Source organism: Niveispirillum lacus (assembly GCF_002251795.1).
Taxonomy (GTDB): domain Bacteria; phylum Pseudomonadota; class Alphaproteobacteria; order Azospirillales; family Azospirillaceae; genus Niveispirillum; species Niveispirillum lacus.
In genome coordinates this window covers 181,640-201,205 of sequence record NZ_NOXU01000031.1, presented here as the reverse complement: position 1 = coordinate 201,205, position 19,566 = coordinate 181,640, and the positions used below count along the sequence as shown (strand labels likewise).

At 60.7% G+C, this 19,566-nt stretch carries 18 protein-coding genes, 1 tRNA gene and 1 riboswitch; of the genes, 6 read left to right on the top strand and 13 right to left on the bottom strand.

Annotated elements, in window-relative coordinates; genetic code table 11:
• Positions 1-80: 80 nt before the first annotated feature.
• The 6 genes from CHU95_RS16730 to CHU95_RS16705 form a co-directional block, all read right to left on the bottom strand.
• Entirely contained in the window at positions 81-749 is a 669-nt protein-coding gene (locus tag CHU95_RS16730; RefSeq protein ID WP_165772212.1) for a class I SAM-dependent methyltransferase, read from the bottom strand.
• Positions 724-1,776 (bottom strand): 4-hydroxybenzoate octaprenyltransferase, encoded by a 1,053-nt coding sequence (ubiA, locus tag CHU95_RS16725; RefSeq protein ID WP_094457481.1) that lies wholly within the window; start codon positions 1,774-1,776, stop codon positions 724-726. The genes CHU95_RS16730 and ubiA overlap by 26 nt, the downstream gene beginning before the upstream one ends.
• Before the next feature lie 88 nt (positions 1,777-1,864).
• Positions 1,865-2,119, bottom strand: coding sequence for a hypothetical protein (locus CHU95_RS16720; RefSeq protein WP_133065552.1), 255 nt, complete (start codon positions 2,117-2,119; stop codon positions 1,865-1,867).
• 52 nt (positions 2,120-2,171) lie between these two features.
• A complete protein-coding gene (locus CHU95_RS16715; protein ID WP_245838353.1) occupies positions 2,172-2,957 on the bottom strand; it encodes a S49 family peptidase in 786 nt (261 codons plus the stop codon).
• A 157-nt stretch (positions 2,958-3,114) separates the two neighbouring features.
• The gene (locus CHU95_RS16710; protein WP_094457478.1) at positions 3,115-3,861 is read right to left on the bottom strand and encodes a tRNA1(Val) (adenine(37)-N6)-methyltransferase; all 747 of its coding nucleotides are present in this window, start codon (positions 3,859-3,861) and stop codon (positions 3,115-3,117) included.
• Positions 3,858-4,073: a putative signal transducing protein gene (locus CHU95_RS16705; protein WP_094457950.1), complete on the bottom strand. Its 216-nt coding sequence runs from the start codon at positions 4,071-4,073 to the stop codon at positions 3,858-3,860. Before CHU95_RS16705 ends, CHU95_RS16710 begins: the two co-directional genes overlap by 4 nt.
• A gap of 158 nt (positions 4,074-4,231) precedes the next feature.
• On the opposite strand from CHU95_RS16705, the gene CHU95_RS16700 reads away from it, so the two are divergent.
• The gene (locus tag CHU95_RS16700; RefSeq protein WP_094457477.1) at positions 4,232-5,254 is read left to right on the top strand and encodes a polyprenyl synthetase family protein; all 1,023 of its coding nucleotides are present in this window, start codon (positions 4,232-4,234) and stop codon (positions 5,252-5,254) included.
• Between the two features lie 265 nt (positions 5,255-5,519).
• Positions 5,520-5,596 (top strand) — tRNA-Pro (locus CHU95_RS16695).
• Positions 5,597-5,665: 69 nt separating this feature from the next.
• Here the strand turns inward: CHU95_RS16695 and CHU95_RS16690 are convergent.
• From CHU95_RS16690 to CHU95_RS16675, 4 genes are all read right to left on the bottom strand, one after another.
• Positions 5,666-6,868 (bottom strand): ABC transporter permease, encoded by a 1,203-nt coding sequence (locus CHU95_RS16690; protein WP_165772231.1) that lies wholly within the window; start codon positions 6,866-6,868, stop codon positions 5,666-5,668.
• A gap of 122 nt (positions 6,869-6,990) precedes the next feature.
• Entirely contained in the window at positions 6,991-7,557 is a 567-nt protein-coding gene (locus tag CHU95_RS16685) for an ABC transporter ATP-binding protein (protein ID WP_245838351.1), read from the bottom strand.
• Positions 7,554-8,738: an efflux RND transporter periplasmic adaptor subunit gene (locus CHU95_RS16680; RefSeq protein WP_094457475.1), complete on the bottom strand. Its 1,185-nt coding sequence runs from the start codon at positions 8,736-8,738 to the stop codon at positions 7,554-7,556. The genes CHU95_RS16685 and CHU95_RS16680 overlap by 4 nt, the downstream gene beginning before the upstream one ends.
• Entirely contained in the window at positions 8,735-9,241 is a 507-nt protein-coding gene (locus CHU95_RS16675; protein ID WP_094457474.1) for a hypothetical protein, read from the bottom strand. Before CHU95_RS16675 ends, CHU95_RS16680 begins: the two co-directional genes overlap by 4 nt.
• Positions 9,242-9,719: 478 nt before the next feature.
• A riboswitch (glycine riboswitch) is annotated at positions 9,720-9,808 on the top strand.
• Positions 9,809-9,962: 154 nt separating this feature from the next.
• Between CHU95_RS16675 and CHU95_RS16670 the strand changes: the two genes are divergently transcribed.
• Entirely contained in the window at positions 9,963-11,342 is a 1,380-nt protein-coding gene (locus tag CHU95_RS16670) for an L-serine ammonia-lyase (protein ID WP_094457473.1), read from the top strand.
• On the opposite strand, the gene CHU95_RS16665 is transcribed toward CHU95_RS16670, so the two are convergent.
• Entirely contained in the window at positions 11,323-11,967 is a 645-nt protein-coding gene (locus CHU95_RS16665; RefSeq protein WP_094457472.1) for a TetR/AcrR family transcriptional regulator, read from the bottom strand. The genes CHU95_RS16670 and CHU95_RS16665 overlap by 20 nt on opposite strands.
• Positions 11,968-12,119: 152 nt before the next feature.
• Between CHU95_RS16665 and CHU95_RS16660 the strand changes: the two genes are divergently transcribed.
• Positions 12,120-13,295 (top strand): aromatic ring-hydroxylating oxygenase subunit alpha, encoded by a 1,176-nt coding sequence (locus tag CHU95_RS16660; protein ID WP_094457471.1) that lies wholly within the window; start codon positions 12,120-12,122, stop codon positions 13,293-13,295.
• Positions 13,295-14,899 (top strand): phytoene desaturase family protein, encoded by a 1,605-nt coding sequence (locus CHU95_RS16655; RefSeq protein WP_094457470.1) that lies wholly within the window; start codon positions 13,295-13,297, stop codon positions 14,897-14,899. Before CHU95_RS16660 ends, CHU95_RS16655 begins: the two co-directional genes overlap by 1 nt.
• A 103-nt stretch (positions 14,900-15,002) precedes the next feature.
• Here the strand turns inward: CHU95_RS16655 and hslU are convergent, their stop codons facing one another.
• Both hslU and hslV read right to left on the bottom strand, forming a co-directional pair.
• Positions 15,003-16,325 carry an ATP-dependent protease ATPase subunit HslU gene (hslU, locus tag CHU95_RS16650; protein WP_094457469.1) on the bottom strand — a complete coding sequence of 441 codons (1,323 nt, stop codon included), beginning with the start codon at positions 16,323-16,325 and terminating at the stop codon, positions 15,003-15,005.
• Positions 16,325-16,885: an ATP-dependent protease subunit HslV gene (hslV, locus tag CHU95_RS16645; RefSeq protein WP_094457468.1), complete on the bottom strand. Its 561-nt coding sequence runs from the start codon at positions 16,883-16,885 to the stop codon at positions 16,325-16,327. The genes hslU and hslV overlap by 1 nt, the downstream gene beginning before the upstream one ends.
• Positions 16,886-17,103: 218 nt before the next feature.
• On the opposite strand from hslV, the gene CHU95_RS16640 reads away from it, so the two are divergent.
• Positions 17,104-19,464 carry a PAS domain-containing sensor histidine kinase gene (locus CHU95_RS16640; protein ID WP_165772230.1) on the top strand — a complete coding sequence of 787 codons (2,361 nt, stop codon included), beginning with the start codon at positions 17,104-17,106 and terminating at the stop codon, positions 19,462-19,464.
• Positions 19,465-19,566: the final 102 nt, after the last annotated feature.

The following is a 19,566-nucleotide window of genomic DNA, read 5'->3' as shown; positions in this document are numbered from 1 at the left end:
GGAGATTCCGGTATCGGGTTGCGCCTCAACATCGGTGCCGGGGGGCGCTTGGTCAAGCGGGCAGCCCGTCGCGCCCCCCATCAATCCATCGGCACTCGCCAGACATCCGTGTGGCGGACGTCCCTATCCTCCAGTTCCAGGCTGGTTGGCACATCGTAACTGGCCAACCGACACAAACCCTGCGATGGCAAATAGGCACGACCGGGATCGCCGACCAGAACCGTGATCCCGGCACGCGCCAGGTCACGAAACCATGCCAACGCCGCTTCGGCGAAAGCCTGTTCGTAACAAACATCGCCAGCGAGAATGATATCGGTTCCGGGCAGTTTCTGTCCGATCATATCCGCAACTAGGGTGCGAACCCTTACCTTGTTGAGCGCTGCATTCAACAACGTTGCCGCACCGGCAAACGGATCAATATCCAATGCCGTGACCTGCGCTGCCCCAGCCTTCGCAGCGGCAATGGCGATCAAGCCAGAACCGGCGGCAAAATCCACAACCCTCTTGCCGGCCACTAGCGAGGGCTCGTCGGCGATCAGCCGCGAGATTGCCTGTCCGCCGGCCCAGGGAAAGGCCCAAAAAGGGGGTGGAACAGCATGGTGTTCCAGCCAATCGGCCGTGGCGTGCCAGATCGGCGTGATCTCCGTGGCCTGCCACAAGATGATATCCGGGCGCAACGGCACAGGGCCCGGGGCCGTATGGGCACGGATGAAGGCTTCCGGATCAGCGGCGGCTGATGGCGGTGGCAAGATCGGCCATCTGCAGCATTGGTTGCTGCATATAGGGTTTGGGCAGGCCGCGATGACCACCTGGCGCAACGCCGCCGCCGCCGTTCGAGGCTGACGGAAGACTGGCGATACCCACGATGATCGCGACCAGCAGGGCCATGCCCACAAATCGAGCCGCTTTGAAGGTCGCCAAGCTATCCGCAGGATCATTCATGTCCCAGCCTCGCACCTGCATCACCATCAAGGCGCCGGTCACCAGCAGCGGAACCATAATGCCCCAGAACATGCCTGTCGGTTCTAGCGCCAGCAGCCAGAAAACAAAGGCCCCGGCATAAAAGCCGCCAACCCAACGCCGCGAATCATTACCGAACAGCAAGGCTGTGGACTTGATCCCGACATGGGCATCATCTTCCCGATCCTGATGGGCATAGATTGTGTCATAGCCCAGCGTCCACAGGATACCTCCGATATAGAGTAGGATCGGCTGCCAGCCGAGTTCGTCCCGTACAGCCGCCCAGCCCAGCAACGCGCCCCAGTTGAAGGTGAGGCCGAGGAAAGCCTGGGGCCACCAGGTGATGCGTTTCATCAGCGGATAGGCACACACCAGCAGCAGCGATGCCGCACCCAGAAGAATCGCAAACATGTTGAGCTGGATCAGGATGAGAAATCCCGCCAGCAATTGGGCCACCAGGAAAAGCATGGCCTGCTTTACCGTAACCTGGCCACTGGGGATCGGACGCACCTTCGTGCGCGCTACCCGTGCGTCCAGTTCACGGTCCAGAATGTCATTCAGGGTGCACCCGGCACCGCGCAGAATGACAGCACCGATCCCGAACAGCAGCATCAGCCAAAGGTCCGGCCAGCCCCCCGCCGGTGCTGCCAATGCAATAGACCACCAACAGGGCAACAGCAGCAACCATGTGCCAATGGGCCGATCAAGTCGCGCCAGTCGCGCATAAGGGCGCCATGCCACCGGCAAGTGCCGGTCGATCCAGTCGCCCGCCCGGATATCCGTGTGGCCGGCATTTGTGTCGGAAGCGTGCGTCATGGTCCGCTTATCTTATCGTTTCCCCACGCTGGCGCCTAGGGGCGGATGAGGCCGGCGCAGGTTCGGCGGCGCCTGTCCCGAAAACAGGTCAGCGTGGGCATCCCGGTGTGCCGCAACGGCCGCTGCCAGCGGCCACATAGACACCACAGACAGAACATTTCGCCATTTCCTGCGTGTCGGCGGCGTCGGTCTTTTCACGGGCACGGGGGCCGCCCTTGGGGTTCGCCTTGACCCCGCCATGACGGCGTAACGACTCCGCTCGCTGCCGCTGGACCTTACCCAGCAGACGGAACGCGAACCAGACGATGGCCAGAATACCGACCAGGGTGATAATTTTGGACAAGGATATCATGAGCGTCACAATTGGGGAAAGCTGGCGGGCGGGGCAAGTGAAATCACATGCCAAACCGCGCGAAGATCGCCCGTTCAGACAGGCTGTCGATCACCCCATCCGTGATTGATCCGGCATCCAGGCCGATAAGCCGGCCCAACCCCGGTCCGCGCGGCGGGTTAACCAGACGAATGATGACATTTTCACCAAACCGTTCCCGCAAGGTGCTGCGCATATCGCCCAGCCGGTCAATCAATCCCAGCGTCAATGATTGCTGACCGGCCCAGAAGGCCCCGTCAAACAATTCCGCCTCCGGGGCGGCCAACCGCCCCCCGCGACGCTCACGGATCCATTGCTTGAATGCCTCATGCATCTCCGCCTGAAGGCTTTGCAGATGCGCGACCTCTGCGGGCTTTTCCACCTGGAACGGGTCCAGCATGGATTTTGAAGCGCCGGACGTATGGACCCGGCGATCCACCCCCAACTTCTCGATCAAACCGGTAAAGCCGAAACCAGCAGAAACCACGCCGATCGAACCGATGATCGAGCAGCCATGTGCCGTGATCTCATCGGCCGCGCAGGCCAGCCAATAGCCCCCACTGGCAGCGACATCCTCAACAAAGGCGAGAACCGGTACGGATTTTTCCGCCGCCAGCGCCCGGATACGTCTAGCGATCAAGGCCGACTGCACCGGTGAACCGCCGGGCGAGTTGATCGACAGTGCCACGGCCGCAAGGCCCGACGGCGCGAATGCCTCGGCAATATGGCCCTCCAGCGTTTCCAGAGACAGCCCCCGCCGGCCACCACCGATCACCCCGGAAAGACGCAGCACCGAAACAAGGGGCGACACTGGCAATCCGGCAAGTCTTTTCAACCGTCGCAGCATATCTCATCACCCTTCATCCGTGTCCCCTTGCCGGAGATGGGGACGACATAGCGCCAGCGGTAGGTCCGACCATTGCAAAGCTGCAAGGCGGGGTTCTGGTCGGTTGACGAAGGGGCGATGATCAGACCGGCAATGCGGCGGCATCCCGCAGGATGGCTTCCACTGCGGGCGTATATCCCTGCCCATCCTGATGCAGGACCAGACCTGGCAACAGCACGAGCGGCCCCTTGGCGTCGCGCCGGCCGGTGACGATGACCCGCTTTGCCGGCACCCCTGAACGCGGCCAGAGCGGCAGGATGCGGATATCGCCGAACCGGCCGGTCAGGCGTGACAGAAGATAGTCCAACCGTTCGGCTGGGAAGATCACCGTCAGCCGGCCCCGACTCTTCAGAAGACGCAGGGCGGCCTGCACAAACACATCCAGGTCACCCGCTGCATCCCCATGGCTGAGGGCTTTGTGGGTATTGGGCGACGGCGTGTGGCGACCGGCCGGCCAGTATGGCGGATTGCTCATCACATGATCGAAGCTGTTGGGGTACAGTTCCGTTTGCATCGCCGCGACGTCGCCCTCCAGAACGCGGACATTGGTACTAAGCCCGCTCTCTGCCGCCGACCGCCGGGCAAGGTCGGCAGCCATGGGCTGTATTTCCAGGCCGGTAACGTCCAGGCCGGGCAATCGTGCTGCCAGACACAACAACGCTGCCCCTGTCCCGCACCCCAGTTCTAAAACACGTTCCCCGATCCGCGCGGGCACGGATGCCGCCAGAAGCACCGGGTCAATGGCCGCACGATACCCTGTGACCGGCTGGAACAAAGTGACGCGCCCACCAAGCAGGCTTGTGCGATCGATTTCCCCGCAATCTGTCACGCGGTCACCCCTAATCCAGCATTGCGCAACAGGGACCGCGCGGCATCCAGATCGTCATCCGCCACGCAAAGCCGACGGGGAATGGCGCCGATACTGCCTTCCAGTACGGACATATGCTGATCCAGAAGGACACAATGTATCCCCGCATCGAACAGGACGGATTGGGCAAAACTCAGCTCAACCGGGTCGTTACTGCGGATCACGGGCTGCACGGGCTGGTCCATCTCTATGAGTTTCAAGGCCGGCATGCCCCGCGCGGGCGCGCCTGGGCCTTGACCCGCCAGCCTTCCCCGCTATGCTCCCCCGCAATCCTCGGGCCCGTCAACCGGGCTTATCACCATGCCGCCTTCTCGCTATGGAGCCTTGACCCGTGGCCACCGTGACCACCCTTGATCCCAAGCGCCGGAAGCCGGACACCAATGCGCTCGATACTCTGGTTGCCCTGGTAGCCGAGGATCTGGCCGATGTGAACGACATTATTGTCAATCGCATGCAATCGCCGGTCGCCCTCATCCCGCAACTGGCGGGCTATCTGATTGCCAGCGGCGGCAAGCGGTTGCGCCCTGTGCTGACGCTGGCCGCTGCTAAGTTGTGCGGTTACCAGGGCGAAACGCACAAGCCGCTGGCAGCCTGCGTAGAGTTCATCCATACAGCCACTTTGCTGCATGATGACGTGGTGGATGAAAGCGACCTGCGGCGCGGACAGGCCAGCGCCAATGCGGTCTTCGGGAACAAATCCTCTGTTCTGGTTGGTGATTTCCTGTTCTCCCGCGCCTTCCAGGTGATGGTTGAGGCAGGGTCGCTGGATGTGTTGCGCATTCTGTCAAACGCATCCGCGGTCATCTCCGAAGGCGAGGTGCTGCAACTGATCACCCAGAACGATACGGCAACCAGTGAGGAAGCCTATCTGGAGGTCATCAAGGCCAAGACAGCGGAACTGTTCGCGGCCGCCTGCCGTATTGGCGCCGTCGTCGCCGGCCGGCCGGCCACCGAGGAGGATGCGCTGCGCTCTTACGGCATGAATCTGGGTATCGCCTTCCAACTGGTCGATGATGTGCTGGACTATTCGGCGGCACAGGCGCGGCTGGGCAAGAATATCGGCGATGATTTCCGCGAGGGTAAGATCACCCTACCCATCGTGCTGGCCTTCCGTCGCGGCGATGATGAGGAACGGGCCTTCTGGCGCCGCACCATGGAGGACCTGGACCAGGGCGACGGCGACCTGGAACGGGCCATCGCCCTGATGGCCAAGCATAATGCCCTGCATGACAGTGTGGAGCGCGCCCGCCATTACGTGTCGGTGGCGCGCGACGCGCTGGGCCTGTTCCCCGCCAGCCCCGTGAAGCGGGCGCTGCTGGACGTGCTGGAATTCGTGGTCGACCGGGATTACTGAGCGCTATTCAGGCCATCCAGCGCCGGCATCGCATCCGCGGCTTTTGACCTGTCGAAAACTGCGAATTACTGGGCAAATGATAAGGCCGGAAGGGTTCGCCCTCCGGCCATTTTCATATCGCTCGGACCGACCGGCAGGCGCGATGCTGCCATGCGGGCGGACGAGGCGGGCTAAACATCATCTAGGGCTTGCATGGGCCGTTCGATGACGCTATACAGCCGCCCACGCAAACGACAGCCCTGGCGGTTGGTTGCGGAAAGCGTGACGGAGTGTAGCTCAGCCTGGTAGAGCGCTGCTTTCGGGAGGCAGAGGCCGGAGGTTCGAATCCTCTCACTCCGACCAGTTAAAAGCCTCGGTTCGATGATCTCGAACCGGGGCTTTTTCCATTTAAGGCCATGTGGGCTCTGATAGCTACTCTTGCCGGAGCGCCACGGCAGGCATCATGCTGGCGGCGCGTCGGGCGGGCAGAATGCCAAAGAACAGGCCCACCAACGCTGTGAATGCCACCGTCAAGGCAACGGTCTGATAGTTGACAATGAAAGGCACGCCCAGTGCCGCGCACCCGATGGCGGAGATCGCCAAGCCGATAACGGCCCCCGATAGCCCCCCTATGATCGCTAACATCATGGCTTCGATCATGAATTGAACCAGAATCTGGCTTGGCATGGCACCAATGGCCAATCTTATGCCGATTTCCCGGGTACGCTCCGTCACTGATACCAGCATGATATTCATGATACCGATGCCGCCGACAAGCAAGCTGACCAGAGCCACGCTCCCCAGCGTCGCCGTCAACAAGGTGGTGATACGCGACAGGGTTTGCCGCATGTCATTCATGTCCTCAATACGGAAATCCTGTCCTTCGCCACGGATATTGCGGCGCTCACGCAGAAGCATCTGAACATCTTTTATAACGGCTTCCGCAGGGAAATCGGCACGTGCCTCGATCTGGATCAGACTGACCGTGCGATCACCGGCGATCCGCGACTGCATGAACGGCAAAGGCACATAGATCGTGTCCTTCCCTGCCGCCATGCCAATCACGCTCTGTTTCTTCGTGACCCCGACAACGTGGCAGACTGCACGATCAATTCTGATTTCCAGCCCTGTTGGCACAGGAACATCGTCATCATCACCGGAAAGAAAATCCTCCGACACCACGCAGAGCGGGAGGCTGCGGGAAAGGTCAGATGAGTCGAACAGCCGGCCGCTTGCCAGATCGAAACGACGTTGGCGAAAGAACTCCGGCCCTACGCCCGAAACGGTGACACGGCGGGCTTCCCCCCTGACGGTGACAAAAAGGCGGCGGGACAATAACGGCGATACGCTGGCGACGCCGGGTATCTGCCGCCGCAAGGCGTCAACATCCTGCATGTCGAATGGCCGCGCATCATCAATAACCCCTGCCCTGGCCTGCTCCCCCGGTGTCACGGACAGAAACTGGAAACCCAATCCGCCCAGTTCATCATCGATCGCCGCCGACAGGCCATCACCCAGCACCGTGATGATAATGACCGACATTGTTCCGATCACGACGCCAAGCGCCGTCAGGGTTGTCCGTAAGGGGAAGGCCAAAAGCTGCCGAAAGGCCGTGAGATACAGCGTGTCGTTCAAGGTCATTGATCCTCGATGATCCGACCATCAGCGAACCGGATGCGGCGCGGCGCCCTGGCAGCAATGGCGGGGTCATGCGTCACCATGACAAGCGTACGCCCCGCCTCTTGGGCCATGCCGAATTACAGTTCCACGATTTCCTGGCTTCGCACGGAGTCGAGATTTCCCGTGGGTTCATCCGCCAGAAGAATGGGCGGCTGCGTGACCAGCGCGCGGGCGATCGCAACCCGTTGCTGCTGTCCGCCGGACAACTGTGATGGCGTATGACCATAACGTTGTTCTAACCCAACCGCTGCCAGTGCCGCCATGGCGCGTTCCCGGCGCTCAGATGCGCCAACCCCGCGATAGGCCAGGGGCAATGCCACATTTTCCAGCGCCGTCACGCGCGGCAGCAAACTAAAGCTCTGGAAGACAAATCCGATATGGTCCCGCCGGACAGCCGCCAGCTTGTCCGGCCTCAGCCCTGTCAGGGACTGACCAAGGATCTCCACACTGCCGCTGGTCGGGGTGTCAAGACATCCCAGAAGATTGAGGGCTGTCGACTTCCCAGAGCCGCTGGCGCCGACAAGGGCAACAACCTCGCCCTGATTGATTTCCAACGACACATCGTTGAGGGCACGAACGGCGGCATCGCCGACACCATATTGGCGTATTACAGCATTGAGCCGAAAAGCGATGCCCATGGTCATTGCCGCTTCGCGGCGACAATGACAGAGGGGACTTCTTCCGGCGTCAGACCAGAAAGAATGGCGGTCCGAAATCCATCCGTGGGACCGAGGACAACCGGCCGGGAAACAGGCTCGCCATCTGCAACAGGTATCCAGACCAGCGCCGTTCGACCGCGAGCGGCGGCCGCCACGGCCTCACCTTGCTTTCCCGGCGGCCTGAACCCAAGGGCCTCATTGGGAACTGTCACTACGTTGTTAAGCGTGTCGGTGACGATATCAACAGAAGCTGTCATGCCAGGCCGCAAGGCCAGATCATGATTGCTCACCATCAGCGTTGCTTCATAGGTCACCAGATTGCTGCGGCCGCTTGGCGAGTTCACGACGCGCCAGATCGTCGCCTCAAACACACGGTCAGGATGTGAATCGACCTTGAAGGTCGCCTTCTGTCCCACGGCGACGCGCCCAATATCCGCTTCAGAGATTTCCGCCCGCAGATACATCTCTGCCAGGTCGCGGGCCAGAACGAACAGGACGGGTGTCTGAAAAGTCGAGGTGACGGTCTGACCGGGCTGCACGCGCCGCTCCAGGACGAAACCATCAATCGGCGACAGGATGGCCGCCCGGTTAATCCGAAGCTTTTCAGATTGGATAGCCGCCTTGGCCAAGCGAACACGGCCCTCAGCCGATGTTACGCGGGCCTGTGCCTTATCCAGAGCCGCCTTGACAGTCTCCAGGTCCTGCTGCGCCACATGGCCCTGGCGGCGCAGCTGTGCCATCCGGTCGTAGCGGGATTTTGTCTCCCGCAATGACGCCTCGGCGTCAGCCAGTTCCCCCTCGGCGATGAGCTGATTGGCGACCGCTTGCTCCCGCTGGATTTCGAACTGCTCTATATCCAGCCGGGCCAGGGTCTGTCCGTCCTTTACGGGATCATTGACATCCACCAGAACCGTCCGCACCAGACCGGATACTTCAACACCCACCTCTACACGCGACGTAGGCTCCAGCACCCCGAGTGCAGAAACACTCAAGGCCAACTTATCGCGCGTCACAGATGCGGTTTCATAATCAGCATCCGTACGACTGCCTACGAGATAGGCAACAACTAAACAGATAATCACTAGTTTGGTTGCAAAAATCCCAATTTTGACCCAAAATGATCTTCCAAACGAAAATCGCTTAGACTTTGATGTTGCCTCGGTCACTGCACGTGCCCTCTGCCAATGCTCATGATTTGGCTATTTAAGCTGTCATATCTATTTTTGAAGGGCACTCTCATTTTTTCCTTACACGGCATTAACACCCGCAAGCCCCAAGAGACCTTTCCAAAGGCCGTTTGCAAAGATTGGAAGTAACTAAGCTGCCGCTGAGTCCATCCTGCAGAGGATGCTTGTTGACGTGCACGTTCTGCCATCCGCTTGTCGTCTGAGAAACGACAGGACTGTAACACACTAATTACAACTTCTCGCTCAATGAGGATTTTCTTATCATCATTCGAAAATTCGATAAGAATATACTCTTCCTCGCCATTTTTTTCAATGAATAACTTTTTTGTGCTCCGCTCTACGCTCTCAAACAACCGATCCGACATCAATGATGGAAATTGATCATCTGTTGAAGGTGGCAATTCTTCTGCCGAAGCATTCCCAAAGATCGCCACCCCACCAATAAATACAAACAGCGAAAGCCATAAAAATTTCATCGGCATTCCTCTGGTTTTCCAGGAATGTTTATTCTACAAAGCTAAACATTAAATAATACATCAAACGCGCCCCCTATTTTTAAAGGACTATTTCGAAAATAATGGCAATGGCCATTCCTATTTAACGGATCCGTTCTTTTCATTACATATCCACTACATATGGATTCCTTCTTCAACCAATATCACAGGCCGATATGCAATTGGAGAGAAAATTTAGACGCAGCTACACTCCAACCTATCCGGTTCGCGCTCGTGCTGCTGTGGCCACTAGCATTGCCAGCGCCCTCTGCTTTATGGACCTGTTCTGGAAGCGAGCCCGCAAAGCCAGGGAGACGCGAACCGCATGAGCATGCGCGGCATGATCCTGGCCCTGGTTGTTCCGCGCGTCACCGGATGGTGACCCTGGTCCGATGGTCAGTACGGATCATTGGGCCGGGACCGGTAACAGGCTTGACCGGCACGCCTGCTTCGGGCCAGATCACACAACACCCATGCGGGAGAGCGCGGCACAAGGCCGCCGCCGAAGGAGCAACCGCCCCGGAATCTCTCAGGCACCCGAACCGCATGGGGCTGACGATATCCGAAGAGTGGGCGTGTGACCGGTCCCCGGCACCCGCCCCGCCGGAGGAGAAAACCATCTGCACAGGGTGTGCGGTGGCGAAGCTCTCAGGCAAGAATACGGATGGGGCATGGACCCCTGCCCCTCACCGGGCGGGCGAGGAATACCATGACCATCAGCGTTTTCGACCTGTTCAAGATCGGTGTCGGACCCAGCAGTTCCCACACGATGGGACCGATGACAGCCGCCTTCCGCTTCGCCGCCCGACTGGGCGAAACCGGGTGGCTGGCGCATACCGACCGTGTGACCATTACGCTGTACGCCTCGCTGGCTCTGACCGGGCGCGGCCATGCCACCGACAGCGCCGTCATCACTGGCCTGGCGGGACATCAACCCGCCGACGTCAATCCCGACGCGGCAGAGTCCCTGGTTGCCAGCGTCGCAACCGATCACCGCCTGCCTCTGGGCGGCATTCGGGAAATCGCATTCGATCCCGCCCATGATATCGAATGGCGGGGATCGGAGCGCTTGCCCTTTCACCCCAACGGCATGACGCTGCGGGCCTTCGACGCTGAGGGCACTCTGGTCGCCGCCCGCACCTATTACTCGATTGGCGGCGGCTTCGTGCTGGATGAGGATGAGGCGCGGCTGAACCAGGGCGGCGACAGCGGCCCTACCCCACCCCCGCATTACTACGAAACTGCCGATGGGCTGCTGGCCATCGCCGCCATCACCGGCCTGTCCATCCCCGACATCATCCTGGCCAATGAATGCGCCACTCGGACGGAGGCCGAAGTGCGCGCCGGCCTGGATGCGATTTGGGATGCCATGGAGTCCTGCATCAATCGCGGTATCCGCCAGGATGGAGTACTGCCCGGCGGGTTGAAGGTGAAGCGGCGGGCCGGGCGCCTGCATCGTGACCTCGTCGCCCGACAAGAACGTATGCTGACGGACCCCCTCTCAGTGCTGGACTGGATCAACCTCTGGGCGCTTGCCGTCAATGAGGAGAATGCGGCCGGAGGCAAGGTCGTCACGTCGCCCACCAACGGGGCTGCGGGCGTTGTGCCAGCGGTGCTGCGTTATTATGATCGGTTTTGCAACGGCACGCGGGAGGGCCGTCACCGGTTCCTGCTGACGGCCGCCGCCATTGGCGGGCTGTACAAGCGCAATGCCAGCATCTCTGCTGCCGAAGTAGGATGTCAGGGAGAGGTAGGTGTGGCCTGCTCCATGGCCGCTGGCGCCCTTGTCGCCGCCCTGGGGGGGAGCGCTGCCCAGATCGAGAATGCAGCCGAGATCGGCATGGAACACAATCTGGGCCTGACCTGCGACCCAATCGGTGGGCTTGTTCAGATCCCCTGTATCGAACGCAACGCTATGGGCGCCATCAAGGCGGTGGATGCCTCACGCTTGGCCATGATGGGGGACGGGTCGCATCATGTGTCACTGGACCGCGTCATCGAAACCATGCGACGGACCGGGGCAGACATGAGCGAGCACTATAAGGAAACCTCGCTGGGCGGGCTCGCCGTCAACGTCCCGGAATGTTGAGCCGGGCCGCAAAGGCCCCGGCGGCAAAGGCATCCACCCAGCCTTCGCACATGGCAATGCCCTCCTCCACGCTGAAATCTTTTGGATTCAGGCACCAAGTCAGCCACAGCCCGTCCAACAGAGCATTCAGGGCCGTGGCGGCAGCCTGGATGTTCACCGGCGGCAGCCCGCTGTCCCCGGCCAGATCACCCAGATACCGTTCGAGCACCTGACGGTACTGGGCATAGGTGCGCTGCTGTACCGCCTGCATATCGGCAGAATGACGCACCATGCTCCAGAACACGACCCACACGCCCAGCATGGGTGGATCGAAGATACCAGGGCCGAAACTTTCGCGGATGAACAGCGACAGGCTCTCGCGGGGAGTGGCACCGCCCGCCGACACTTCCATCAAATGGGCCGCGATACCTCCCGACAGTTTCTCATAGGCATGGCTGATCAACTGGTCGACGCTCGGATAATAATGGTTGATCAGACCGATAGAGACCCCGGCGGCGGCGGCGATCTTGCGGACCGAAACACCGGCATGACCATGCTGTGCCAGACAGCGCAATGTCGCATCCACCAGTTCCTCTCGCCGCATTTCTGGCTGGATGCGCGAAAATTTCGGAACGCGGGCGACCATGCCTATCCTCCTTCTCCTCGGGGGACCTGTTTATCATGCAGTTTTACAACCTGTCGTCTACAAAGCCTGTCAAGCTGGGCTGCTTCTTGTCATTGACAGAGCATCAGCGCTCTTGCACGAATGTTCAATAAGCATGAAGGGAGTCAGATCCGATGCAAGGTGAAGCCCCACCCATCGCGCAGGATGACCTCAGCCTGCCAGGCTGGATTTACCGTGACGCCGATTTCCTGGCCGTGGAGCGGGAGGTAATTTTCCGTCGTAGCTGGCAGATTGTCTGCCATCTGAATGACATTCCGCATACGGGCGATTATCACAGCCTCGACTTCCTTGGCGAAAGCGTCATCGTCCTGCGAGGGGAAGATGGACAGGTCCGGGCGTTCCACAATTTCTGCCGCCACCGCGCTGCCCGGTTGCTAGACGGACCGGCGGGTCAGTGCGGCCGGCGCATCACCTGCCCCTACCATGCCTGGACTTATGATAGCATCGGCCGGTTGACCGGGGTGCCTCACCGCCGCGAATTTCCTGACTTCCAGCTTGAGGATTATCCGCTCCGGCCGGTGCAGCATGAAGTGTGGCAGGGCTTCATCTTCATCCGTCTGGAAGATCATGGTGGTCCGTCAGTGGCGACCATGATGGCACCCTACAGCCACGAAATCGGACCCTATCGGATGGAGGCTTTACAGCCCCTGGGCCGTGTCACCCTGCGACCGCGCGCGGTCAATTGGAAGAATGTCGGCGACAACTATTCCGATAGTCTGCATATCAACGTCGCCCATCCGGGTCTGACCAGGCTGTTCGGCCAGGGATACGGGCTGGAGGCGCAGGAATGGGTGGACAAGATGTGGGGCCATCTGGTCGATCTCCCCTCCAAGAACCGGTCGGAACGTTTCTATCAGACCTATCTGCCGTCGGTTCCACACCTGCCGACGGAGCGGCAGCGCCTGTGGACCTATTTCAAGCTCTGGCCCAACCAGGCCTTCGACATCTATCCCGACCAGATCGATTTTATGCAATGGATACCGGTCTCCCCTACCGACTGTGTGATCCGGGAAATCGCCTATGTGCATGCCGATGACAGGCGGGAAATGCGGGCCGTTCGTTATGCCAATTGGCGCATCAACCGTCAGGTCAGCCTGGAGGACAAGGAACTGATCGAACGGGTACAGCAGGGTATGGGCAGCCGCGCCTATGTCACAGGCCCGCTGGGTCGCAATGAGGTCAGCCTGCGATCCTTCGCCCGACGCATGCGGTCATTGATCCCCGAAAGCAGGCTTCCCCAGGCGCCGCCACCGGGATGGAGCGGAAGACATTCAGGAGGACAGGGTTGATGCGCGATGTCGTAATCATCGGTGGCGGCCATAACGGATTGGTCTGCGCCTTTTATTTGGCCCAGGCCGGCCTGAAGGTGACGGTGCTGGAGCGCCGGCATGTGGTGGGTGGTGCTGCTGTGACCGAGGAATTCCATCCCGGCTTTCGCAATTCGGTCGCCTCCTACACCGTCTCGCTGCTGAACCCGAAGGTCATCGCTGATATGGGGTTGACGGCGCACGGGCTGCGGGTTGTGGAACGGGAAGTGTCGAATTTCCTGCCATTTGACGACGGTAGCTGCCTGCAAACCGGTGGCAACGGCCTGACAAAGCGGGAAGTGGCCCGGTTTTCCACCCGCGATGCCGACCGGCTGGATGATTACGACCGGGTGACGGGCGCTATTGCCGATGTGTTGCGCGACATGGTCCTGCAGACCCCGCCCAATCTGGTGCAGGGCGGCGTCTTCGCGGCCTTACCGGAAATGCTGAAACTGGCCAAGGTCGGCGGACGGTTGAACCGGCTGGATATCGACCTGCAGCGGGAGTTGCTGGACCTGTTCGCCATGTCGGCGGGCCATTATCTGGACCGATGGTTTGACAGCATGCCCATCAAGGCCGCCTTCGGCTTTGACAGCATCGTCGGCAATTTTGCCAGCCCCTATACACCGGGCTCCGCCTATGTGCTGTTGCACCATGTTTTCGGCGAGGTGAATGGTAAAAAAGGGGCTTGGGGTCATGCCATCGGCGGCATGGGCGCCATCACCCAGGCCATGGCAAAGGCTGCCACGGCGGCAGGGGTCGAGATCATCACCGACGCCGCCGTGAATGAAGTGATTGTCGAAAAGGGCCGGGCCACTGGCGTGGTGACGGACAAAGGTGAGGCTGTGCGCGCCCGGCTGGTGGTCTCCAACCTGAACCCACGGCTGCTGTTCGGGCAACTGGTGTCAGCGAATGACCAGCCGGCGGAGTTCCATCGCCGCATCACCAACTGGCGCTGCGGGTCTGGGACCTTCCGGATGAATGTGGCTCTTTCGGAGTTACCCGACTTCACCGCCCTACCTGGCAAGGCACGCGCCCCCCACCACACGGCGGGCATCATCATCGCACCTGGCCTGGACTACATGGACCGCGCCTACATGGATGCCCGGCGCGATGGCTGGTCACAGCGGCCAATTGTGGAGGTGCTGATCCCTTCCACCCTGGATGACAGCTTGGCGCCCAAGGGCCAACATGTGGCGAGCCTGTTTTGTCAGCATGTGGCCCCGGACCTGCCTGACGGGCGATCATGGGATGACCATCGAGAGGAAGTGGCCGATCTGATGATCGAGACCGTTACCCGTTATGCCCCCAACTTCAAGGCAGCGGTGATCGGCCGGCAGATCAACAGCCCGCTTGACCTGGAGCGCACCTTTGGCCTGGTCGGCGGCGATATCTTCCACGGTGCCCTTGACCTTAACCAGATTTTCTCTGCCCGCCCCATGCTGGGCCATGCCGATTACCGCACGCCGATCAAGGCTCTATACCAGTGCGGGTCGGGCACCCATCCCGGTGGTGGCGTCACCGGCGCACCCGGCCACAATGCCGCGCGGGAGATCATCGCTGATATCCATGCACGCAAAGTGTAGGGTCGGGCTGCGTGGAGCCACACCGACCTTGGATCGGACCTTGAGGAGGCTGTCTTGACGGGCACGGTCGCACGCCGGCGCCTGCTGTCAAGACAGCAAGCCATCAAAGAATGAACTTCGACAAGTCCATGTTCTGCGACAGGCCGTCAAGTTGCCGCTTCACGTAATCGGCATCTACCGTGATCACCTCGCCGCTTTTCTCGGTCGCCGCGAAACTGATCTCTTCCAACAGCCGTTCCATGACAGTGTGCAGCCGACGGGCGCCAATGTTCTCCACCGTGCGGTTGATTTCCGCCGCAAGCCGTGCCAGTTCGTCGATCGCATCGTCGGTGAACACCAGGTCCACCTCCTCGGTCTTCAACAAGGCGATGTATTGCTTGATCAGGCTGCATTCCGGCTCCGTCAGGATACGACGGAAATCGGCCTGGGACAGCGGTTGCAAATTCACCCGGATAGGCAGGCGCCCCTGCAGCTCAGGCAGAAGATCGCTGGGCTTGGCGACATGAAAGGCGCCACTGGCGATGAACAGGATATGGTCGGTCTTTACCGCCCCATGCTTTGTGGAGACAACCGTGCCTTCGATCAGGGGCAGCAGATCACGTTGTACCCCTTCGCGTGAGACGTCGCCGCCGCCGCGATGTTCGCTGCGGGCGCAGATCTTGTCGATTTCGTCCAGGAAGACAATGCCGTTCTGCTCCACCGCATGGATGGCATCGGCGACAACCTTCTCATTGTCGAGAAGCTTGTCGCTCTCCTCAGCCATCAGCAGATCGTAGCTTTCAGCCACACTCATCTTGCGGGTCTTGGTACGACCGCCGCCAAAGGCCTTGCCGAAAATATCACCCAGATTGACCATGCCCATCTGTGCACCCGGCATGCCGGGTACATCAAAGGTCGGCAGGCCAGGAACAGCATTGTCGGCGACCTGGATTTCGATTTCCCGCTCGTTCAAGGTCCCTTCACGCAACTGTTTACGGAACTTCGCTCGTGTTTCAGACGATGCCTGTTCGCCAACGAGCGCATCCAGTACCCGTTCCTCGGCATGCAACTCGGCCTTGGCCGCCACTTCCTGGCGCAGACGGGTGCGGGTCATCACAATGGCGGCTTCAACCAGATCGCGGATGATCTGTTCCACATCGCGGCCGACATAGCCGACTTCGGTGAACTTGGTGGCTTCCACCTTCACGAAGGGCGCCTGGGATAGCTTGGCGAGGCGGCGCGCAATCTCTGTCTTGCCGACGCCGGTAGGACCGATCATCAAGATGTTCTTGGGATAGACTTCCTCGCGCATCTGGCCCGTCAACTGCTGCCGGCGCCAGCGATTACGCAGTGCGATGGCGACGGCACGTTTGGCTTCATTCTGGCCGATAATGTATCGATCCAGCTCCGAAACGATCTCACGCGGGGAGAAAGCGGCGGCACTCATCACATCTTCTCCAACGTGACAGAATGGTTGGTATAAACACAGATGTCGGCTGCCACTTTCATTGCGCGCCGCGCTATCATTTCGGCATCGAAACTTTCAATATCAATCAGCGCGCGCGCAGCGGCCAATGCGTATGAACCACCCGATCCAATGCCAATAATGCCGTCTTCCGGTTCCAGAACATCGCCGTTACCGGTGATAACCAGCGAAACATCCTTGTCGGCGACAGCCATCAGCGCCTCCAGACGGCGCAGGTAACGGTCAGTGCGCCAGTCCTTGGCCATTTCCACGGCCGCACGGGTCAACTGACCCGGATGCTGCTCCAGTTTGGCCTCCAACCGTTCAAACAGCGCGAAGGCATCGGCGGTGGCCCCGGCAAAGCCGGCCATGACAGACCCACCGGCCAAACGGCGTACTTTGCGGGCATTCGACTTCATCACCGTCGGCCCCATTGACACCTGCCCATCGCCGGCGATCACCACATGCCCCCCCTTACGCACGGATAGGATCGTTGTGCCATGCCATTGGATCGGGTCGTGGGGATTTGAATTACTGCTCATCACCGCTCACTTGGAAGGACATACAAACGCTGCCTGCTATGTGGGGAGGCCGGGGGCGCAGTCAAGCGCGACGGGGTGGCACCCTGCGGGCGATGCTGCGGCTGCCGCTTGCATTTCAATGATTTCACCCCCTAAACTGCGTCCTTGTGAAGCCCGCTGTCGCCCCCGTTATCGCGATTGCCGCTGCGGCCCTGCTGGGGCTGGCAGGGATCGGTTGGATGCTGCTCCCCCTGTGGGAGGCGCAATCGCCGGTGCTTGCCCTGATGGCCGTGGCACTGCTGCTCACCATCGCGGCCATGTTCCTTCGCCTGCTGGCCTGGGGCCGTGGGCGGGACCTGGACCTGCTGGAGGCAGAAGGCGAAAACGCCCGACTGCTGGCCCTGCTGGACGCCTCGCCCGATCCGTGGTTCGCCATCGGTGGGGCCGGCGATCTGGCCATTTCCACTGGATTTGCAGCGTGCCTCGGCCTTGAGCAGGTCCGCCGCCTGGATGATGTGGAACATGCGCTGGCGCCCAGCGATGCCGCCGCGCTGCACGGCTCCTTTCGCCACCTGCGGGACAGCGGTCAGGCATTTCAGATCAATGTGCGGCTGGCCGATGGGTCTAAATTTTTCCAGGCAAGCGGCCGGCGCGGAAAAGCGGCGAATGGGGTCACCTTGCATGTCCTCTGGTTGCGCGACATCACGGTCCAGGGCCAGGAACAGGTTCGGCGACAGGAAATCTATGCGGCGCAGGGGGCCGAACTGGACCGGCTGCGCACCTTGCTGTCCGCCCTACCCTTGCCCTTGTGGCGGCGTGGCGCGGCGCTGGACCTGGACTGGTGCAACGCGGCCTTTGCCCATCTTCTGGACAGCACGCCGGAGCAGGTGCTGGAGACGGGGCGGGAATTGCCAGGTGGTGGGCTTTTCGGGGGCCCGCGCGACCTGGCCATGCGCGCAAAAGAGGTGGGCGCAGCCCAGGGCGAGGATCGGTTCCTGGTCGTCGATGGGGATCGCCGGTTGTATCATCTGACCGAGATCCCACTACCCCAGGGCGGCATGATCGGCATGGCCGTAGACCGCACCCACGAACGTGGACTGAAGGACGAACTGACCCGCCATATTGATGCGCATGGCGAGGTGCTGCACCAATTGGGGTCCGCTATAGCCATTTACGGCCCGGACATGCGGATCAAGTTCCACAACCACGCCTATGCACGGCTGTGGGACATGGATACGGGCTGGCTGGCCGATGAACCGACTTTTGGGGAGGTGCTGGAGGATCTGCGGGCGCGGCGCAAACTGACCGAGGAAGCGGATTTCCCGCGGTGGAAAAAGCAACAGGTGGGTCTGTTCACCTCCCTGATCGAACCGATGGAAGAACTGATGCATCTGCCTGACGGGCGGACGCTGCGCTCCCTGGTTGTGCCCCATCCCTTCGGCGGCCTGATGTTCGTAGCCGAGGATGTGACCCACACGCTGGCCTTGGAAAGCTCTTACAACACGTTGATGGCGGTACAGCAGGAGACGCTGGACAATCTGGCCGAAGGGGTCGCCGTCTTCGGCGGCGACGGCCGCCTGAAACTCTGCAATCCGGCGTTCCAGCGTGTCTGGTCGGTGGACGCCGAGCAGGTACGCGGCGAACCCCACGCCACCCGGTTGGCCGAACTGATCCGACCTTTCCTGGACCCGGGCGGCGATTGGCCGGCGGAGCGGGACCGACTGGTTGGCCGTTTACTGGAACGGGCGGCCGATGCCGGGATCATGCGCCGTATGGACGGATCTGTATTGCGTTACGCCCTGGTGCCGCTTCCCGACGGCGCTGTGCTGTTCTCCTGCCTGGATGTGACCGACAGCGATAAAGTGGAAACCGCGCTGCGATCTTCCAACGAGGCACTGGAAGCTGCCGACAGGCTTAAGGCGGAATTCATTGCCAATGTCTCCTACCAGTTACGCACGCCCCTGAACGCCATCATGGGTTTCGCCGAGATACTGCATAACCAGTATTTCGGCCCACTCAACAACCGGCAGCAGGAATATGCCAAGGGTGTGCTGGAGGCCAGCCGCCGGCTTCTGTCTCTGGTGAATGACATTCTGGACCTGGCAACCATCGAAGCCGGCTTCATGGTGTTGGAACATGAGACATTCGACATCCCGCAACTCCTGCATTCGGTCGCCGGCCTGACACGCGACTGGGCCCGTAAACAGGGGCTGGATCTGCGGGTCGAGGTCTCAGACCAGACCGGCAGCATGCAAGGCGATGAAAAGCGGTTGAAGCAGGCGTTGTTTAACCTTGTCTCCAACGCCATCAAATTTACGCCCGCTGGCGGCCGCATAACCCTGTCAGCCGAGCGTCACGCGGAGCAGGTGGTGCTGGCCGTTTCCGATACAGGCCTTGGCATTGGCAACGAAGAACAGAGCCGGGTCTTCGAACGTTTTGAACGCGGCAGTGCGGGCAATAGCGGCTCTGCCGGGGCCGGTCTCGGTCTTTCGCTGGTGAAAAGTTTCATCGAGCTGCATGGCGGCAGCGTGGAGATCGACAGCGACGGACAGAACGGCAGCACGATCCGCTGCCGCCTGCCGGCACAGATGCCTTCCTGACACCGTTCTGGTGGCCCCCAGGGCGGATCAATGGCTTGTTCCCGCCGTAATTTCCGCCCCGGACGGGTATCGGATCATGTAGTCTGGGGCGGCTTCGACACC

What these genes read in the sequence shown, in the direction of transcription:
- ubiA (WP_094457481.1), bottom strand. Translation starts at nt 1,776, where the DNA reads ATGACGCACGCTTCCGACACAAATGCCGGCCACACGGATATCCGGGCG.
- CHU95_RS16640 (WP_165772230.1), top strand. Translation starts at nt 17,104, where the DNA reads ATGCTGCTCCCCCTGTGGGAGGCGCAATCGCCGGTGCTTGCCCTGATG.
- CHU95_RS16660 (WP_094457471.1), top strand. Translation starts at nt 12,120, where the DNA reads ATGCAAGGTGAAGCCCCACCCATCGCGCAGGATGACCTCAGCCTGCCA.
- CHU95_RS16670 (WP_094457473.1), top strand. Translation starts at nt 9,963, where the DNA reads ATGACCATCAGCGTTTTCGACCTGTTCAAGATCGGTGTCGGACCCAGC.
- CHU95_RS16675 (WP_094457474.1), bottom strand. Translation starts at nt 9,241, where the DNA reads ATGCCGATGAAATTTTTATGGCTTTCGCTGTTTGTATTTATTGGTGGG.
- hslU (WP_094457469.1), bottom strand. Translation starts at nt 16,325, where the DNA reads ATGAGTGCCGCCGCTTTCTCCCCGCGTGAGATCGTTTCGGAGCTGGAT.
- CHU95_RS16655 (WP_094457470.1), top strand. Translation starts at nt 13,295, where the DNA reads ATGCGCGATGTCGTAATCATCGGTGGCGGCCATAACGGATTGGTCTGC.
- CHU95_RS16685 (WP_245838351.1), bottom strand. Translation starts at nt 7,557, where the DNA reads ATGACCATGGGCATCGCTTTTCGGCTCAATGCTGTAATACGCCAATAT.
- hslV (WP_094457468.1), bottom strand. Translation starts at nt 16,885, where the DNA reads ATGAGCAGTAATTCAAATCCCCACGACCCGATCCAATGGCATGGCACA.
- CHU95_RS16665 (WP_094457472.1), bottom strand. Translation starts at nt 11,967, where the DNA reads ATGGTCGCCCGCGTTCCGAAATTTTCGCGCATCCAGCCAGAAATGCGG.